Below are 15,728 nucleotides of genomic sequence, written 5' to 3' on the forward strand. Positions count from 1 at the left end.
AATCGGCCGGCCCGTTTCTTTTCACCCGGATGAAGGCATCGACATGACCAGCAAACGTTTCGCCCTGACGCCCGGCGAACCCGCCGGTATTGGTCCCGACCTCTGTCTGTTGCTCGCACGCGACACCCATCCACACGTCTTGATCGCCATCGCCAGTACCGAGTTGCTATGCACCCGTGCAGCAGAACTTGGACTTGACATCACCCTGCTTGAGGTCATGCCAGGCAACTGGCCGAACCAACCGGCACCCGCCGGCACCCTGTACGTATGGAACACGCCACTCGGTGCACCAGCCATAAGCGGCCAGCTCACCCCAGCCAACGCCGACTATGTGCTGGCCACGCTAACCCGTGCTGGCAAAGGATGCCTCGATGGCAGCTTCGCCGGGATGATCACCGCACCGGTGCATAAGGGCGTGATCAATGAGGCAGGCATATCTTTTTCGGGGCACACCGAGTTTCTCGCGGAGCTGACCGGCACCGAGCAGGTCGTCATGATGTTGGCAACCCGTGGGTTACGGGTTGCACTGGTCACCACCCACCTGCCGCTCAAGGATGTGCCTGCCGCCATCACCACTGACCGACTGCAGCGCGTGACGCGCATATTGCACGCCGACCTGGTGGAAAAGTTCGGCATCACCCGACCGCGGATCCTGGTCTGCGGGCTCAATCCTCATGCGGGTGAGTGCGGACATCTGGGCCGCGAGGAAATCGAGATCATCGAGCCGACACTGGAGGCGCTGCGACGCGACGGGCTCGACCTGGTCGGCCCACTACCGGCAGACACACTGTTCACCCCCAAATACCTCGAACACTGCGACGCGGTGCTGGCGATGTATCACGATCAGGGCCTGCCGGTGCTCAAGTACAAGGGCTTTGGTGCAGCCGTGAACGTGACGCTGGGGCTGCCGATCGTGCGCACCTCGGTCGACCACGGTACCGCTCTGGACCTTGCAGGTACTGGCCGGATCGACACTGGCAGCCTGCGAGTGGCGCTGGAAACGGCGTATGAGATGAGCGGCAGCTAGACCCGGCAGGCAGCGCAGGAACCAGTGCTAGAGGGCTGTGTGCAGACGAGTGTCCGCGTACGAACGCACTGGGCAAGTCGCTCGGCGGTTGCAGCCCACCGCGCGTACCGCAACAGCAGTCAGGCGTTGCAATGGACCGCCTCCGAGCTCCCCAGCGTGCCTCCAGACGGCAACGGCTCGTACAGCACTTACCGGCGGAGCACTCGCCTCGCCTATCGCAGCTGCTAAACTGCGGGCCTTTTCGCCTCCAGCTCCAAGCCTCACGCTTCTAGCTGCTCCTGAGACTGCTGTATATGTCCGAGAACTACCAACACCGCGCGCGCAAGCGCTTCGGCCAGAACTTCCTTCACGATGCGGGCGTGATCCATCGCATCCTGCGCTCTATCCATGCCAAACCGGGTGAGCAGATCGTCGAGATCGGCCCGGGCCAGGGCGCGTTGACCGAAGGCTTGCTCGACAGCGGCGCACACCTTGACGTGGTCGAGCTGGACCTGGACCTGATCCCGATCCTGCAGCAGAAATTTGCCGGCCGCGAAAATTTCGCACTCAATCAGGGCGACGCGCTGAAGTTCGACTTCTCGCAACTCAGCCAGGAGCCCGGCAGCCTGCGCATCGTCGGCAACCTGCCGTACAACATCTCCACGCCGCTGATCTTTCATCTGCTCGACCATGCCAGCCTGATTTGCGACATGCACTTCATGCTGCAGAAGGAAGTGGTCGAACGCCTCGCTGCAGTGCCCGGCGGTGGCGATTGGGGGCGTCTGTCGATCATGGTCCAGTACCACTGCCGCGTAGAGCACCTGTTCAACGTTGGCCCTGGCGCGTTCAACCCGGCGCCAAAGGTCGACTCAGCCATCGTTCGCCTGGTACCGCACGAAGTACTGCCACATCCGGCCCAGGATCATCGACAACTTGAAACGGTTGTTCGCCAGGCCTTTAACCAGCGCCGCAAGACACTGCGCAACACGCTTAAAGGCCTGCTGGACACGGACGCTATCGCGGCCGCCGAGGTTGATGGCAGCCTGCGCCCGGAACAGCTGGACCTGGCCGCGTTCGTAAGACTATCGGATCAACTATCTGCCCGCGGCTGAAAGCGACCCACGCGAAGGAGCACGCCATGCCTGAAGACCTCCGCTACTGGATCGACGTCAATATCCGCCCTGCCTACCTGGCAGACCAGTCACAACCGGAACAGAACCGTTTTGCCTTTGCCTACACCGTAACCATCGAAAACAAGGGCCAGCTGACTGCGCAGTTGCTGTCACGCCACTGGATCATCACTGACGGAGACGGTCAGGTACAGGAAGTGCGCGGCGAAGGCGTGGTCGGTGAGCAGCCGGTACTAGCTCCGGGCCATCGCCATGTCTACACCAGTGGCACGCTAATGGCCTCACGCGTCGGCACGATGCAAGGCAGTTATCAGATGCTCGCCGAAGACGGGCACCGCTTCGATGCCACGATTGCGCCGTTTCGGCTGGCCGTACCTGGAGCCCTGCATTGACTACCTACGCTGTCGGCGACCTGCAAGGTTGCCTCGAACCCCTCCTCTGCCTGCTCAAGCAAGTCGACTTCAGCCCATCGCGCGACTGCCTGTGGCTGGCGGGCGATCTGGTCAACCGCGGTCCGCAATCGCTCGAAGCGCTGCGTTTTGCGCGCGATCTGGGCGGCTCGGGTGTCACCGTTCTCGGTAACCATGACCTGCACTTGCTGGCCGTGACCCACAAGATCGAACGGCTGAAGAAATCCGACACACTGCAGGCGATACTCGATGCCCCCGACCGAGCGGATCTGATTTTCTGGCTGCGTCAGCAGAAGCTGGTCCACCACGATACCGAACGCCAGGTCACCATGGTCCATGCCGGCATCCCACCGCAATGGACATTGAGCAAATCCCTGCGCCGCGCGGCCGAGGTCGAACAGGCGCTTCGCGATGACGCCATGCTGCAGCCCTTCCTCGACGGCATGTACGGGAATCAGCCGGCCAAATGGAACAAGGAGTTACACGGCGTCCCAAGGCTGCGCCTGATCACCAACTACTTCACCCGGATGCGCTTCTGCAAAGCCGACGGGACCCTCGACCTCGAAGCCAAGGAAGGGCTCGACTCGGCCCCCGCAGGCTTTGCGCCCTGGTTCAGCCACCCCACTCGCAAGACCCGCGGCGAAAAGATCATTTTCGGCCACTGGGCCGCGCTGGAAGGCAACTGCGACGAGCCAAACATATACGCCCTGGACACCGGCTGCGTATGGGGCAACTCCATGACACTGATGAACGTCGACAGCAACGAACTGTACCGCTGCGACTGCGAGGCCAAGCCATGACCGACTTCAAACGTATTTCGCCCGAGCAGGCACAATCGCTGCGCAGTGCAGGCGGCGTGATCGTCGACATCCGCGACCCGAACAGCTTCGCCAATGGTCACGTGACCGGCTCGACACATCTCGACAATCAATCCTTGCCAGGCTTCATCGCAACCGCTGATCTCGACCAACCGCTGATCGTCGTCTGTTACCACGGCAACTCCAGTCAAAGCGCAGCGGCCTATCTGGTAGGCCAGGGTTTCTCTGACGTCTACAGCCTCGACGGCGGTTTCGAGCTTTGGCAACAGGCGTTTCCGCAAGAGACTGAACGGGGCGATCCCACCTAAAAAATCACACACTCAAGGCCGCAAATAATGCGGCCTTGAGCCTTCCTTCCGACGAAACGCAGCGGTAAAAGCGGTTCTGCACCCTTGAATTTGCCGAATCCGAACTATCCTTCAGTTCAGGCCATCCAAACAAATGGAAGCCGTGTAGCGGCTACCGGGCCTCAGGTTTTCGACCATTAGGTGTTCGGGGGGACTCCACAGGCCGAGCAGTCGGCCGCACCTGAATGCCTGATGACAACACCGGCTCCGAGCATCGTCCGAGGTGAAGTCATGAGCATTTTCAGTCATTTCCAGCAACGATTCGAAGCAACCCGTCAGGAGGAATATTCGCTTCAGGAATATCTCGACCTGTGCAAGGAAGACCGGGGAACCTACGCAACCGCTGCCGAGCGCCTGTTGATGGCCATCGGCGAGCCCGAGCTGATCGACACCTCGACCGACTCGAGGCTCTCGCGAATATTTTCCAATAAGGTCATCCGCCGTTACCCGGCCTTCGAAGACTTCCACGGCATGGAAGACTGCATTGACCAGATCGTTTCGTATTTCAGGCACGCCGCCCAGGGCCTGGAAGAGAAGAAACAGATTCTCTATCTGCTCGGCCCAGTAGGCGGCGGTAAATCATCCCTCGCAGAAAAGCTCAAGCAACTGATGGAGCGGGTTCCCTTCTATGCCATCAAGGGCTCGCCGGTGTTCGAGTCGCCCCTGGGGCTGTTCAACCCGGCTGAGGACGCTCAGATTCTTGAAGAGGACTATGGCATCCCGCGTCGCTACCTCAGCTCGATCATGTCGCCCTGGGCTACCAAGCGCCTGCAGGAGTTCGGCGGAGACATCAGCCAGTTCCGCGTCGTGAAGCTGTACCCGTCGATCCTCAATCAGATCGCAATTGCTAAAACGGAGCCGGGCGACGAGAACAACCAGGACATTTCGGCGCTGGTGGGCAAGGTCGATATTCGCAAGCTTGAGGAATACCCCCAAAACGACGCCGATGCCTACAGTTACTCCGGTGCGCTGTGCCGCGCCAACCAGGGCATGATGGAATTCGTCGAAATGTTCAAGGCGCCGATCAAGGTGCTGCACCCGCTGCTGACCGCTACCCAGGAAGGCAACTACAACAGCACTGAAGGCCTCGGTGCGATCCCCTACAACGGTATCCTGCTGGCCCACTCCAACGAATCGGAATGGCACACCTTCCGCAACAACAAGAACAACGAAGCGTTCATCGACCGCATCTACATCGTCAAGGTGCCGTACTGCTTGCGTGTCACTGACGAGATCAAGATCTACGACAAATTGCTGTTCAACAGCTCACTATCGAAAGCCCACTGCGCGCCCGATACGCTGAAAATGCTGGCGCAGTTCTCGGTGCTGAGCCGTCTGAAAGAGCCGGAAAATTCCAATATCTATTCGAAGATGCGGGTTTATGACGGTGAAAACCTCAAGGACACCGATCCCAAAGCCAAATCGATCCAGGAGTATCGCGACACAGCCGGCGTCGACGAGGGCATGAACGGTCTCTCGACTCGTTTCGCCTTTAAAATCCTGTCGAAGGTATTCAACTTCGATCCGCACGAGATCGCGGCTAACCCTGTGCACCTGCTCTATGTATTGGAGCAGCAGATTGAGCAAGAGCAATTCCCTGCCGAGGTGCGTGAGCGCTACCTGCGATTCATCAAGGAATATTTGGCGCCGCGTTACGTCGACTTCATTGGCAAGGAAATTCAGACCGCCTATCTCGAGTCCTACAGCGAGTACGGCCAGAATATCTTCGACCGCTACGTGCTCTACGCCGACTTCTGGATTCAGGATCAGGAATACCGCGATCCGGAAACCGGCGAGATACTCAACCGCGCCGCGCTCAACGAAGAGCTGGAGAAGATCGAAAAGCCGGCCGGCATCAGCAATCCGAAGGATTTCCGCAACGAGATCGTCAATTTCGTACTGCGAGCCCGAGCCAACAACAACGGCAAGAATCCGTCCTGGCTGAGCTATGAAAAGCTGCGGGTGGTGATCGAGAAGAAAATGTTCTCCAACACCGAGGACCTGCTGCCGGTCATCAGCTTCAACGCCAAAGCCAGCAAGGAGGATCAGAAGAAGCACAGCGACTTCGTCGTACGCATGGTCGAACGCGGCTACACCGAGAAACAGGTACGCCTGCTTTCCGAATGGTATCTGCGGGTACGTAAATCGCAGTAAAGCAGCTGAGCGCTCGAAGCCGGAAGCCCACTCAGCGCGCTTCCGGCTTCGAGCCTAAGACTCCCAGCTCAGCCCGGAGGGCTCGTATGAGCTACGTGATCGACCGCCGTCTGAACGGCAAGAACAAGAGCACGGTGAATCGCCAGCGATTCCTGCAGCGATACCGAGGGCACATCAAGAAGGCGGTGGAAGAGGCTGTTGGACGCCGTTCCATCACCGACATGGAGCACGGCGAGCAGATCAGCATTCCCGGCCGCGATATCGACGAGCCGATCCTGCACCATGGGCGCGGCGGTCGGCAGACCATCGTCCATCCCGGTAACAAGGAGTTCGTCGCTGGCGAGCGCATCCCGCGGCCTCAGGGCGGCGGCGGTGGCCAAGGCGCGGGACAAGCAAGCAACAGCGGCGAAGGCATGGATGATTTCGTCTTTCAAATCACCCAGGAGGAGTTTCTCGACTTCATGTTCGAGGACCTGGAACTGCCCAATCTGGTGAAGCGACATCTGGCCGGCACCGATACCTTCAAGACTGTCCGCGCCGGCATCAGCAACGAAGGCAACCCATCACGCATCAACATTATCCGCACGCTGCGCTCGGCACATGCGCGGCGCATCGCATTGTCGGGCAGCAGCCGCGCCAAGCTGCGCGAGATCAAAGCCGAGCTGGCGCGCCTGAAGCTTGAGGAGCCGGCCAACTTCACCGACATCCAGGCAGCCGAAGAGGAGATCGAGCGCCTCAGCGCACGTATTCACCGCGTTCCCTTTCTCGATACCTTCGACCTCAAGTACAACCTGCTGGTCAAGCACCCCAATCCCAGTTCCAAGGCGGTGATGTTCTGCCTGATGGACGTGTCAGGCTCCATGACCCAATCCACCAAAGACATCGCCAAGCGCTTCTTCATCCTCCTGTATCTGTTCCTCAAGCGGAACTACGACAAGATCGACGTGGTGTTCATTCGCCACCACACCAGCGCCAAAGAAGTCGACGAGGAAGAATTTTTCTATTCACGCGAAACCGGCGGCACCATTGTGTCCAGTGCGCTGAAAATGATGCAGGAGATCATGGCTGAGCGTTACCCCGCCAACGAGTGGAACATCTATGCGGCGCAGGCTTCGGATGGCGACAACTGGAACGACGATTCGCCGATCTGCCGGGACATCTTGATCAACCAGATCATGCCCTTCGTCCAGTATTTCACCTACGTCGAAATCACCCCGCGCGAACATCAGGCGCTGTGGTACGAATACAACCAGGTGGCCGAAGCCTTCGGTGACTCGTTCGCCCAGCAGCAACTGGTAACGGCAGGAGACATCTACCCGGTGTTCCGCGAACTGTTCCAGCGGCGCATGGCTAGCTGAGGTACGCAGTATGAAACGACAGCCCATTTCCACCGGCTCGGAATGGACCTTCGAGCTGATCCGCGCCTACGACCGCGAGATCGGTCGTATCGCCGAGCGCTACGCGCTGGATACCTACCCGAACCAGATCGAAGTCATCACCGCCGAACAGATGATGGACGCCTATGCCTCGGTGGGCATGCCGCTGGGCTATCACCATTGGTCTTACGGCAAGCACTTCCTCAGCACGGAAAAATCCTACACCCGGGGACAGATGGGCCTGGCCTACGAGATCGTGATCAATTCCGACCCCTGCATCGCCTACCTGATGGAAGAAAACACCATCACCATGCAGGCGCTGGTGATTGCCCATGCCAGCTACGGGCACAACAGCTTCTTCAAGGGCAACTACCTGTTCCGCACCTGGACCGATGCCAGCTCGATCATCGACTACCTGGTATTCGCCAAGCAGTACATCATGCAATGCGAGGAACGCCACGGCATCGATGCAGTGGAAGACCTGCTCGACTCCTGTCATGCGCTGATGAACTACGGCGTCGATCGCTACAAGCGCCCCTATCCGATTTCCGCCGAGGAGGAACGGCGGCGGCAGAAGGATCGTGAAGAGCATTTGCAAAAGCAGATCAACGACATCTGGCGGACCATTCCAAAGTCCGGTGAGAAAGCCGACGAACGCGAACGCGACCAGCGCTTCCCCGCCGAGCCGCAGGAAAACATCCTCTACTTCGTCGAAAAGCACGCGCCATTGCTCGAGCCCTGGCAGCGCGAAGTGGTGCGCATCGTGCGCAAGATCGCGCAGTATTTCTATCCGCAGCGCCAGACTCAGGTCATGAACGAGGGCTGGGCGACTTTCTGGCACTACACGCTGCTCAACGACCTATACGACGAAGGGCTGGTAACCGATGGCTTCATGATGGAGTTCCTTCAGTCGCACACCAGCGTGATCTATCAACCCGGCTTCGACAGCCCGTACTACAGCGGTATCAACCCTTATACGCTCGGGTTCGCCATGTATCAGGATATCCGCCGGATCTGCGAACACCCCACCGAGGAGGACAAGCGCTGGTTCCCGGACATCGCCGGCAGCGATTGGCTGACCACCGTGAAGTTCGCAATGAATAACTTCAAGGATGAAAGCTTCATCCTGCAATTCCTTTCGCCGAAGGTCATTCGCGACCTCAAGCTGTTCAGCATTCTTGACGACGATCACAAGGACGAGCTGCTGGTACCCGCTATCCATGATGAGAGCGGCTACCACACCATCCGCGAATTGCTCGCGGCGCAGTACAACCTCGGCAATCGCGAGCCCAACGTGCAAGTCTGGAGTGTCGATCGCCGCGGTGATCGTTCGCTGACCCTGCGCCACCAACAGCATGACCGCAAACCTCTGGGCGGCTCCACCGATGAAGTGCTCAAGCACTTGCACCGACTCTGGGGGTTCGACGTACATCTGCAATCGATGCAGGACGACAAGCTGGTCACCACTCATCACATGCCGCCGCGGGTAGAGTCGGACACCGAAAGCAAATTCCCAGGCATGAACCTGGCGCTACCACCGACCTGATCACGCTTCGAGTGGCGGCCGACCCGAGGTACCCGCGGCTTGCTGCTGCGGGGCTTTCGTTTATCCTCCGCCGCAACGGAGGAACACATGCAGATCTACAAAGTCGGCGGAGCGGTGCGTGATCGGTTGCTGGGGAGACCAGTGACCGAGGTGGATTGGGTCGTGGTCGGCTCCAGTGCCGAAGAGATGCAGGCCAAGGGCTATCGCCCGGTAGGAGCAGACTTCCCGGTGTTTCTGCATCCGGCGTCAGGCGAGGAATACGCCCTTGCCCGCACCGAGCGCAAGAGCGGCCGCGGCTATGGCGGTTTCACCTTTTACGCGAGCCCTGACGTTACGCTTGAAGAAGACCTGACCCGTCGCGACCTGACCATCAATGCCATGGCCGAAGATGAACAGGGCAATCTGATCGACCCCTACGGAGGCCAGGTCGACCTCGCCGCACGCCAGCTCAGGCATGTATCCCCTGCGTTCGCCGAGGACCCGTTACGGGTGCTGCGTGTGGCCCGCTTTGCGGCGCGTTATGCCGAGCTTGGTTTCAACGTCGCGCCTGAAACACAAGCGCTGATGCGCCAGCTTGCCGAGTCGGGAGAACTGCAGGCGCTGACACCGGAACGCAGCTGGAAAGAGATCTCACGCGCCCTCATGGAGCCCCGCCCTGACGTGTTCGTGCAGGTACTTCGCGAATGTGGTGCTTTGAAGGAACTGTTTCCCGAAATCGACCGGCTGTTCAACAGGTCGGCAGCGCAGGCCAGCACCCCCGAGCCAGCAACGGGCGAACACATGCTCTCGGTAATGCGCCAGTGCGCTGCTCATGGACAGCCGCTGACGGTGCGCTGGGCCTGCCTGTTACAGCACCTGGGTGAAACGGTAGCGCCGATGCGTGGACCAGAGTCGGGCAAAGCGGGATTGCCGCTGATCGAGACCGTCAATGCTCGATTTAAAGTGCCGCGAGACTGCCAGGAACTGGCCATGCTGACCGGTGAGTTTCACGCTCAGGCCCATGGCGCCATGACGCTACCCGCGCCTCAGCTGTTCGAGCTGCTCCAGCACTTCGATATCTACCGTCGCCCGGAGCGCTTCGAGCAGTTCATTGCGGCTTGCGAAATGGATGCGAAAGGCCCTGGCATGGAGGCAGATGGCTATCCGCAAGCAGACTACCTGCGAGGCGCCGCCGAGTCCGCGCGCGCCGTACCGGTGAAACCGCTGATCGACCAAGGCTACAAGGGAGCCGAGCTGGGCGAAGCACTCAAGCGCGGTCGCCTGATTGCGGTTCAGACATACCAACGTCAGACCCAGGGCACCACCGACTGACCCAATCGGGACGAGCAGCGCCGAGCTTTAGCGAAGCCCAGCGTACGAGACGCGGCGCGCTCGCAGGTCTGCCTAGCTAGGGCCTGGAAAAAGAGGCTAGCAGCGCGGCCGGTGTCAGCTCATCGCCCTGCCAACGAAACGGCACCGGCCACAGTTGCTGTTGGATGCTCGATTCGCGCCACAGCTCGGCGAAACTTCGCCCCGTGCAGGGATGCATCACATCCGGAGCTAGCAGCGCCAGCGGCCAGAGCACGAAGGCATTCTTCAGCGTCTCCGGTCGCGGCAGCTCCAAACCATGGAAGTTGCCCACCAGATCGTCATACAGCAGGACATCTATATCCAGCGGCAGGCCTTTGCGGTCCGGCGCGTAGCGACCGTTATCCGCCTCGATGAACTTGAGCCTCCGGTCCAATTCCATCAACGACAGGTCGGTGGTTCCGCATACGACAAGGTTGTAGAAATTGTCGCCCTTGTAACCCACCGCGAGGCTTTCAAAAACGGGCGAACAGCGCATATCTCCGAGCATCTGTTCCAGCGCATCGAGACCGGCGGTGAGATTCTGTTCGCGTCGGTTATTGCTGCCGAGCCCCAGTAGTACACGAGTCAGCGGCATCCGCGTTCGATCTCCACGCCGAGCGCCGAGGCGCGCGCATTGACGCCCGGCTTGGTAACCCGCAGCCGCAGCCAGGGGATGCCAAACTGATGCATCAGGCCAGCAGCCAGTCGCTCGGCAAAGGTCTCGACCAGCTCGAAGCGCGACGCCTGCGCGAACCGATCGATGGCAGCAGTCACTTCGGCGTAATCCAGCGCCTTGTCCAATTCGTCATTTTCTGCAGCGGGACGAATGTCCCAGCCGAGCGTCAGATCCAAACGCAGGCACTGCCGAATTCCACGCTCCCAATCATAGGCGCCAATCAGCGTATCCACTTCCAGCCCTTCGATGAAAACTGTATCCACGCAACTCTCTCCTACGGCACGACAACTTCACCGCACGCCGTTAGACTCAGGAGCTCCCTGCCCCGGATGGATGCCATGTTTTGGCAACTGATTCTGCTCGCCTACCTGATCGGTTCTCTGTCATTCGCCATTCTACTCAGTCGCCTGACCGGCGCGCCCGATCCGCGGGTCGGTGGCTCCGGCAATCCCGGCGCGACCAACATGCTGCGGCTCGCTGGCAGGCGCCTGGCAATCAGCACGCTATTTGGCGATCTGCTCAAGGGCCTGCTACCGGTCCTGCTCGCCGCAGCGCTGGGCTTATCTGTTCAGCAACAAGCCTGGATCGCACTGGCGGCGGTGTTCGGTCATCTTTATCCGTTGTACTTCCGCTTTCGTGGCGGCAAGGGCGTGGCGACCGCTGCTGGCGCCCTGCTCGGCCTGTATCCACCAGCGGCGTTGCTAGCCCTGATCATCTGGCTGCTGGTATTCAAGGTCACCCGGACCAGTTCGCTTGCCGCGCTTGCCGCACTGCCGCTGTGCCTGCCTTTGCTAGCCTGGCAGCAGCCTGACGGGCTCTGGCCCATGGCATTGCTGGCCGGGCTGATCCTCTGGCGTCACCGTAACAATGTCCGCGGCCTGTTAACGGGCACGGAGCGGCACTTCTAAACCGACCAGCGACTTATACCGCTGCCAGCGTCTCCATCGGCCAACGCGCCTGAACCGAAATCTCCGGCCCGTCCTGCTGGCCGGCCAGCAACCGCTGGCAACCGGCGTAGGCGATCATCGCACCATTGTCGGTACAGAAACGTGGCCGCGCATAAAACACCTTCCCCTTCAGCTCTCCGAGCATCGTTTCGAGGCTCTTGCGCAATGCCGAATTGGCGCTTACGCCACCAGCGATCACCAGGTTATTCAAACCCGTCTGTTTCAGTGCGCGTCGGCACTTGATGGTCAGCGTCTCGACCACTGCCTGCTGGAAGGCCAGCGCAATATCGCAACGGGTTTGCTCACCGCCGTCGCCAGCGCTACGGCATTGCTGCCAGGTAGTGAGTGTTGAGGTCTTGAGGCCGCTGAAGCTGAAATCAAGCCCCGGCCGATCAGTCATGGGACGTGGAAAGAGGAAGCGACCGGGTGTGCCGCGCTCGGCGAGCAGAGCGATCTCCGGACCACCGGGATAACGCAACCCCATCAGTTTCGCTGTCTTGTCGAATGCCTCGCCGGCAGCATCATCTACCGACTCGCCCAGCAGTTCGTAGCGGCCGATGCCATCGACCCGAACCAACTGCGTGTGCCCACCGGAGACCAGCAACGCCACGAAGGGGAACGCCGGTGGCTGCTCTTCGAGCATGGGTGCCAACAGATGTCCTTCCATATGATGCACGCCGACCGCCGGCACGCCCCAGGCAAACGCCATTGCCTGGGCACACGAGGCCCCGACCAGCAACGCCCCCACCAGACCGGGACCGGCCGTGTAGGCAACCGCATCGATCTGGCTCGAATCGCGACCGGCTTCTGCAAGAACTTGACGAATCAGTGGCAGCATCCGTTTGACATGGTCACGCGAGGCCAGCTCCGGCACCACCCCGCCATAGACGCGATGCAGATCGATCTGACTGAACAGCGCATCGGCCAGCAGGCCTTGCTCGCTGTCGTACAGGGCGACGCCGGTCTCGTCGCATGAAGTTTCCAGCCCCAGCACCAGCATGGGTACGACCTTCCAGAGAAGCGAATGAAGCCGCGCATATTAATCGCCGTAACCGGCGACCGACCAGCGCTTTTCGATCAGGGGGCTTTGCATTCCATGCCGCAAGGCGTTAACATCCGCAACCCTTAAAACCAGCGTGCTCGCGATATTTGCCGAAGCGCGTTGTAACCGGTAAACAAGTGAAGGTACGTCCTGGATGCCCAACGTTAAAGTTAAAGAGAACGAACCATTCGACGTAGCTCTGCGTCGCTTCAAGCGTTCTTGCGAAAAAGCCGGTGTTCTGGCTGAAGTCCGCAGCCGTGAGTTCTACGAGAAGCCCACTGCTGAGCGCAAGCGCAAAGCTGCTGCCGCAGTCAAGCGTCACGCCAAGAAAGTGCAGCGCGAACAGCGCCGCAGCGTTCGCCTGTACTGATCCAGTACAGCTGAAGCTGCATCAAGCCCGGCCTAAGCCGGGCTTTGCATTTGAAAGAAACTCCGCTTCGCCGGTTGGCGAATGGCCGGAGTTTTTTTCATTCCGGCCCGAACACCGCGAGCGTATTCTCATACCCCTATGGCCGGTCTGATCCCGCAATCGTTCATCGATGACCTACTCAACCGCTCCGACATCGTCGAGGTGGTGAGTTCGCGCATTCAATTGAAAAAAGCCGGGAAGAACTACACGGCCTGCTGTCCGTTTCATAAAGAGAAGACACCTTCGTTCAGCGTCAGCCCAGACAAGCAGTTCTATTACTGCTTCGGCTGCGGCGCTGGCGGCAACGCGCTCGGCTTCATCATGGATCACGACAGCCTGGAATTCCCCCAGGCCGTCGAGGAGCTGGCCAAGCGCGCCGGCATGGAAGTGCCGCGCGAAGAAACCGGACCAGGGCGTAAACCACGCCAACCTGTGGACTCGCCGCTCTACCCCCTGCTCGAATCCGCCGCCGACTACTACCGGCAAGCCCTCAAAGGGCATCCGGCACGCAAGGCCGCCGTGGAATACCTGAAAGGCCGCGGCCTGTCCGGCATCATCGCCAGAGATTTTGGCCTCGGCTTCGCGCCACCCGGCTGGGACAACCTGATGAAGCACTTGGGCGGTGACGCCCTACAGCAAAAAGCGATGATCGATGCCGGCCTGCTGATTGAAAACGCCGAAACCGGCAGGAGCTACGATCGTTTTCGCGACCGGGTGATGTTCCCGATCCGCGACAGCCGCGGGCGCGTCATTGCCTTTGGCGGCCGCGTACTGGGCGATGACAAGCCGAAGTATCTGAACTCACCGGAAACACCGGTTTTCCATAAGGGTCAGGAGCTCTACGGCCTCTACGAGGCACGCAAGGCCAACCGCGATCTGGATGAAATTATGGTCGTCGAGGGCTACATGGACGTGATCGCGCTGGCCCAGCAAGGCCTGCGTAACGCCGTCGCCACCCTTGGTACGGCCACCAGCGACGAGCATCTCAAGCGCCTTTTTCGCATCGTACCCAGCGTGCTGTTCTGTTTCGATGGTGATGCAGCTGGCCGCAAGGCCGCCTGGCGTGCGCTGGAATCGGCTCTGCCCAATCTGCAGGATGGCCGCCGCGCCCGCTTTCTGTTTCTGCCGGAAGGCGAAGATCCAGACACCTTGGTGCGAAGCGAAGGCACCGATGCCTTCATGGCTCGGATACAACAACACGCACAGCCCCTGGCCGACTATTTCTTCCAGCAGCTCAGCGAAGAAGCAGACCCGCGCTCACTGGAAGGCAAGGCACACCTGGCCACCCTGGCGGCGCCACTCATCGAAAAGATACCCGGCGCCAACCTGCGTGCACTGATGCGCCAGCGCCTCGGCGAGATCACCGGACTGCATAGCGAAGCGCTTCAGCAGATGAGCGTTTCGTCGCCGAAAGTAGCCTTCGAATATGACGACAGCGTCTATTACGACACCAGCTCCGGACAGGACGACAGCGACTACTATGTTCCGCCTGAACCCGCCCAACCGAAGCGCAACAGCAAGAAAGAATGGAAAAAGGACTGGAAAAAGCCCGGGCAGCGTCCAGACTTTAAAGCACGCGCACCGAGAACACCGGCAACGGTAGAGCCGCCGGCCCTGACCACGCTACGTACCTTGCTGCACCACCCTGAGCTCGCTCAGAAAGTAGAAGATGCCAGCCATTTTGCCGCCGAAGACGACACGTATGCACAACTGCTCGTCGCCCTCCTCGGCACTTTGCAGAAAAACCCGAAGCTGCGCAGCCTGCAATTGATCGCACGTTGGCACGGAACCGACCAAGGGCGCTTATTACGTGCATTGGCCGAGAAAGAATGGCTGATCTCGGCCGATAACCTTGAACAACAGTTTTTCGACACCATAACAAGCCTTGCCGCCAGACAACGCGACCGCAGCCTTGAAACGCTGCTGCGCAAAGCTCGCCAGGGTGAACTCAGCGCAGAGGAGAAAGAACAGCTGCGCAACCTGTTAAATCGCAACTCAACACCCGCTATAGGGCACGTCTAAAAACGTAGGCGAGGCAGGCAAGATAAGGAAAAAACAGGCGAGGACGCGGAGTTTAGTGGCCTAAATGAGCAGTCCGAGCCTGTTTTTAACGCGGTATTGCCAACGCAGATAGTTTTAAGAGGCGCCCTAAATCGACCTCAACTGGCGCGTGAGGTCCCTGCTCGGCTATAATGGTCAGCTTGTTTTCAACCCGCCAGAACCGTCAGTGGATAGGGTTATATGTCCGGAAAAGCGCAACAGCAGTCCCGTCTCAAAGAATTGATCCAGCGTGGCCGTGAGCAGGGTTACCTGACTTACGCAGAGGTCAATGACCACCTACCGGAGGATATTTCCGATCCGGAACAGGTGGAAGACATCATTCGCATGATCAACGACATGGGTATCAATGTATTCGAGGTTGCCCCGGATGCCGATGCCCTGTTGCTGGCCGAAGCCGATACCGATGAAGCCGCCGCGGAAGAAGCCGCAGCGGCGCTTGCCGCTGTCGAAACCGACATCGGCCGCACCACCGATCCC

16 protein-coding genes are annotated in these 15,728 nt (G+C 59.8%); 13 read left to right on the top strand and 3 right to left on the bottom strand.

Features of this window, described 5'->3' with window-relative positions; all coding sequences use genetic code 11:
- Nucleotides 1-43: 43 nt before the first annotated feature.
- The 9 genes from pdxA (at nucleotide 44) to PSTU_RS0115760 (ending at nucleotide 10,098) form a co-directional block, all read left to right on the top strand.
- Nucleotides 44-1,027, top strand: coding sequence for a 4-hydroxythreonine-4-phosphate dehydrogenase PdxA (gene pdxA / locus PSTU_RS0115720; protein WP_029404827.1), 984 nt, complete (start codon nucleotides 44-46; stop codon nucleotides 1,025-1,027).
- A 293-nt stretch (nucleotides 1,028-1,320) separates the two neighbouring features.
- Nucleotides 1,321-2,118: a 16S rRNA (adenine(1518)-N(6)/adenine(1519)-N(6))-dimethyltransferase RsmA gene (rsmA, locus tag PSTU_RS0115725; protein WP_019341982.1), complete on the top strand. Its 798-nt coding sequence runs from the start codon at nucleotides 1,321-1,323 to the stop codon at nucleotides 2,116-2,118.
- A 26-nt stretch (nucleotides 2,119-2,144) separates the two neighbouring features.
- Nucleotides 2,145-2,528, top strand: coding sequence for a Co2+/Mg2+ efflux protein ApaG (apaG, locus tag PSTU_RS0115730; RefSeq protein ID WP_019341983.1), 384 nt, complete (start codon nucleotides 2,145-2,147; stop codon nucleotides 2,526-2,528).
- Complete coding sequence (locus PSTU_RS0115735; protein ID WP_019341984.1) at nucleotides 2,525-3,346, top strand: symmetrical bis(5'-nucleosyl)-tetraphosphatase; 822 nt, start codon at nucleotides 2,525-2,527, stop codon at nucleotides 3,344-3,346. The genes apaG and PSTU_RS0115735 overlap by 4 nt, the downstream gene beginning before the upstream one ends.
- Nucleotides 3,343-3,672, top strand: a complete 330-nt coding sequence (gene glpE / locus PSTU_RS0115740; RefSeq protein WP_019341985.1) for a thiosulfate sulfurtransferase GlpE — start codon at nucleotides 3,343-3,345, stop codon at nucleotides 3,670-3,672. The genes PSTU_RS0115735 and glpE overlap by 4 nt, the downstream gene beginning before the upstream one ends.
- Before the next feature lie 270 nt (nucleotides 3,673-3,942).
- Nucleotides 3,943-5,865 (top strand): PrkA family serine protein kinase, encoded by a 1,923-nt coding sequence (locus PSTU_RS0115745; RefSeq protein WP_019341986.1) that lies wholly within the window; start codon nucleotides 3,943-3,945, stop codon nucleotides 5,863-5,865.
- 86 nt (nucleotides 5,866-5,951) lie between these two features.
- The gene (locus PSTU_RS0115750; RefSeq protein ID WP_019341987.1) at nucleotides 5,952-7,223 is read left to right on the top strand and encodes a YeaH/YhbH family protein; all 1,272 of its coding nucleotides are present in this window, start codon (nucleotides 5,952-5,954) and stop codon (nucleotides 7,221-7,223) included.
- Between the two features lie 10 nt (nucleotides 7,224-7,233).
- Nucleotides 7,234-8,787 (top strand): SpoVR family protein, encoded by a 1,554-nt coding sequence (locus PSTU_RS0115755; RefSeq protein WP_019341988.1) that lies wholly within the window; start codon nucleotides 7,234-7,236, stop codon nucleotides 8,785-8,787.
- A gap of 87 nt (nucleotides 8,788-8,874) precedes the next feature.
- Nucleotides 8,875-10,098, top strand: a complete 1,224-nt coding sequence (locus tag PSTU_RS0115760; protein WP_019341989.1) for a multifunctional CCA addition/repair protein — start codon at nucleotides 8,875-8,877, stop codon at nucleotides 10,096-10,098.
- A gap of 76 nt (nucleotides 10,099-10,174) precedes the next feature.
- Here the strand turns inward: PSTU_RS0115760 and folK are convergent, their stop codons facing one another.
- Both folK and folB read right to left on the bottom strand, forming a co-directional pair.
- A complete protein-coding gene (folK, locus tag PSTU_RS0115765) occupies nucleotides 10,175-10,711 on the bottom strand; it encodes a 2-amino-4-hydroxy-6-hydroxymethyldihydropteridine diphosphokinase (protein WP_019341990.1) in 537 nt (178 codons plus the stop codon).
- Entirely contained in the window at nucleotides 10,702-11,055 is a 354-nt protein-coding gene (folB, locus tag PSTU_RS0115770; protein ID WP_019341991.1) for a dihydroneopterin aldolase, read from the bottom strand. Before folB ends, folK begins: the two co-directional genes overlap by 10 nt.
- Before the next feature lie 75 nt (nucleotides 11,056-11,130).
- Between folB and plsY the strand changes: the two genes are divergently transcribed.
- Nucleotides 11,131-11,700, top strand: coding sequence for a glycerol-3-phosphate 1-O-acyltransferase PlsY (gene plsY / locus PSTU_RS0115775; protein ID WP_029404828.1), 570 nt, complete (start codon nucleotides 11,131-11,133; stop codon nucleotides 11,698-11,700).
- A gap of 13 nt (nucleotides 11,701-11,713) precedes the next feature.
- Here plsY and tsaD read toward each other — a convergent pair whose 3' ends face one another.
- Nucleotides 11,714-12,739, bottom strand: coding sequence for a tRNA (adenosine(37)-N6)-threonylcarbamoyltransferase complex transferase subunit TsaD (gene tsaD / locus PSTU_RS0115780; protein ID WP_019341993.1), 1,026 nt, complete (start codon nucleotides 12,737-12,739; stop codon nucleotides 11,714-11,716).
- Nucleotides 12,740-12,935: 196 nt separating this feature from the next.
- On the opposite strand from tsaD, the gene rpsU reads away from it, so the two are divergent.
- From rpsU to PSTU_RS20925, 3 genes are all read left to right on the top strand, one after another.
- Entirely contained in the window at nucleotides 12,936-13,151 is a 216-nt protein-coding gene (rpsU, locus tag PSTU_RS0115785; RefSeq protein ID WP_003283508.1) for a 30S ribosomal protein S21, read from the top strand.
- 138 nt (nucleotides 13,152-13,289) lie between these two features.
- Nucleotides 13,290-15,212, top strand: coding sequence for a DNA primase (gene dnaG / locus PSTU_RS0115790; RefSeq protein ID WP_019341994.1), 1,923 nt, complete (start codon nucleotides 13,290-13,292; stop codon nucleotides 15,210-15,212).
- 219 nt (nucleotides 15,213-15,431) lie between these two features.
- Nucleotides 15,432-15,728: RNA polymerase sigma factor region1.1 domain-containing protein (locus PSTU_RS20925; RefSeq protein WP_036993336.1), on the top strand; the 297-nt coding region annotated here is incomplete at its 3' end.

The organism is Stutzerimonas stutzeri SDM-LAC, assembly GCF_000235745.1.
In the GTDB taxonomy this organism is placed as follows: domain Bacteria; phylum Pseudomonadota; class Gammaproteobacteria; order Pseudomonadales; family Pseudomonadaceae; genus Stutzerimonas; species Stutzerimonas stutzeri_H.

Bases quoted from the DNA above. Each gene is read 5' to 3' on its own strand.
- pdxA (WP_029404827.1), top strand. From the start codon at position 44: ATGACCAGCAAACGTTTCGCCCTGACGCCCGGCGAACCCGCCGGTATT.
- rsmA (WP_019341982.1), top strand. From the start codon at position 1,321: ATGTCCGAGAACTACCAACACCGCGCGCGCAAGCGCTTCGGCCAGAAC.
- apaG (WP_019341983.1), top strand. From the start codon at position 2,145: ATGCCTGAAGACCTCCGCTACTGGATCGACGTCAATATCCGCCCTGCC.
- glpE (WP_019341985.1), top strand. From the start codon at position 3,343: ATGACCGACTTCAAACGTATTTCGCCCGAGCAGGCACAATCGCTGCGC.
- PSTU_RS0115745 (WP_019341986.1), top strand. From the start codon at position 3,943: ATGAGCATTTTCAGTCATTTCCAGCAACGATTCGAAGCAACCCGTCAG.
- PSTU_RS0115750 (WP_019341987.1), top strand. From the start codon at position 5,952: ATGAGCTACGTGATCGACCGCCGTCTGAACGGCAAGAACAAGAGCACG.
- PSTU_RS0115755 (WP_019341988.1), top strand. From the start codon at position 7,234: ATGAAACGACAGCCCATTTCCACCGGCTCGGAATGGACCTTCGAGCTG.
- PSTU_RS0115760 (WP_019341989.1), top strand. From the start codon at position 8,875: ATGCAGATCTACAAAGTCGGCGGAGCGGTGCGTGATCGGTTGCTGGGG.
- folK (WP_019341990.1), bottom strand. From the start codon at position 10,711: ATGCCGCTGACTCGTGTACTACTGGGGCTCGGCAGCAATAACCGACGC.
- plsY (WP_029404828.1), top strand. From the start codon at position 11,131: ATGTTTTGGCAACTGATTCTGCTCGCCTACCTGATCGGTTCTCTGTCA.
- tsaD (WP_019341993.1), bottom strand. From the start codon at position 12,739: ATGCTGGTGCTGGGGCTGGAAACTTCATGCGACGAGACCGGCGTCGCC.
- rpsU (WP_003283508.1), top strand. From the start codon at position 12,936: ATGCCCAACGTTAAAGTTAAAGAGAACGAACCATTCGACGTAGCTCTG.
- dnaG (WP_019341994.1), top strand. From the start codon at position 13,290: ATGGCCGGTCTGATCCCGCAATCGTTCATCGATGACCTACTCAACCGC.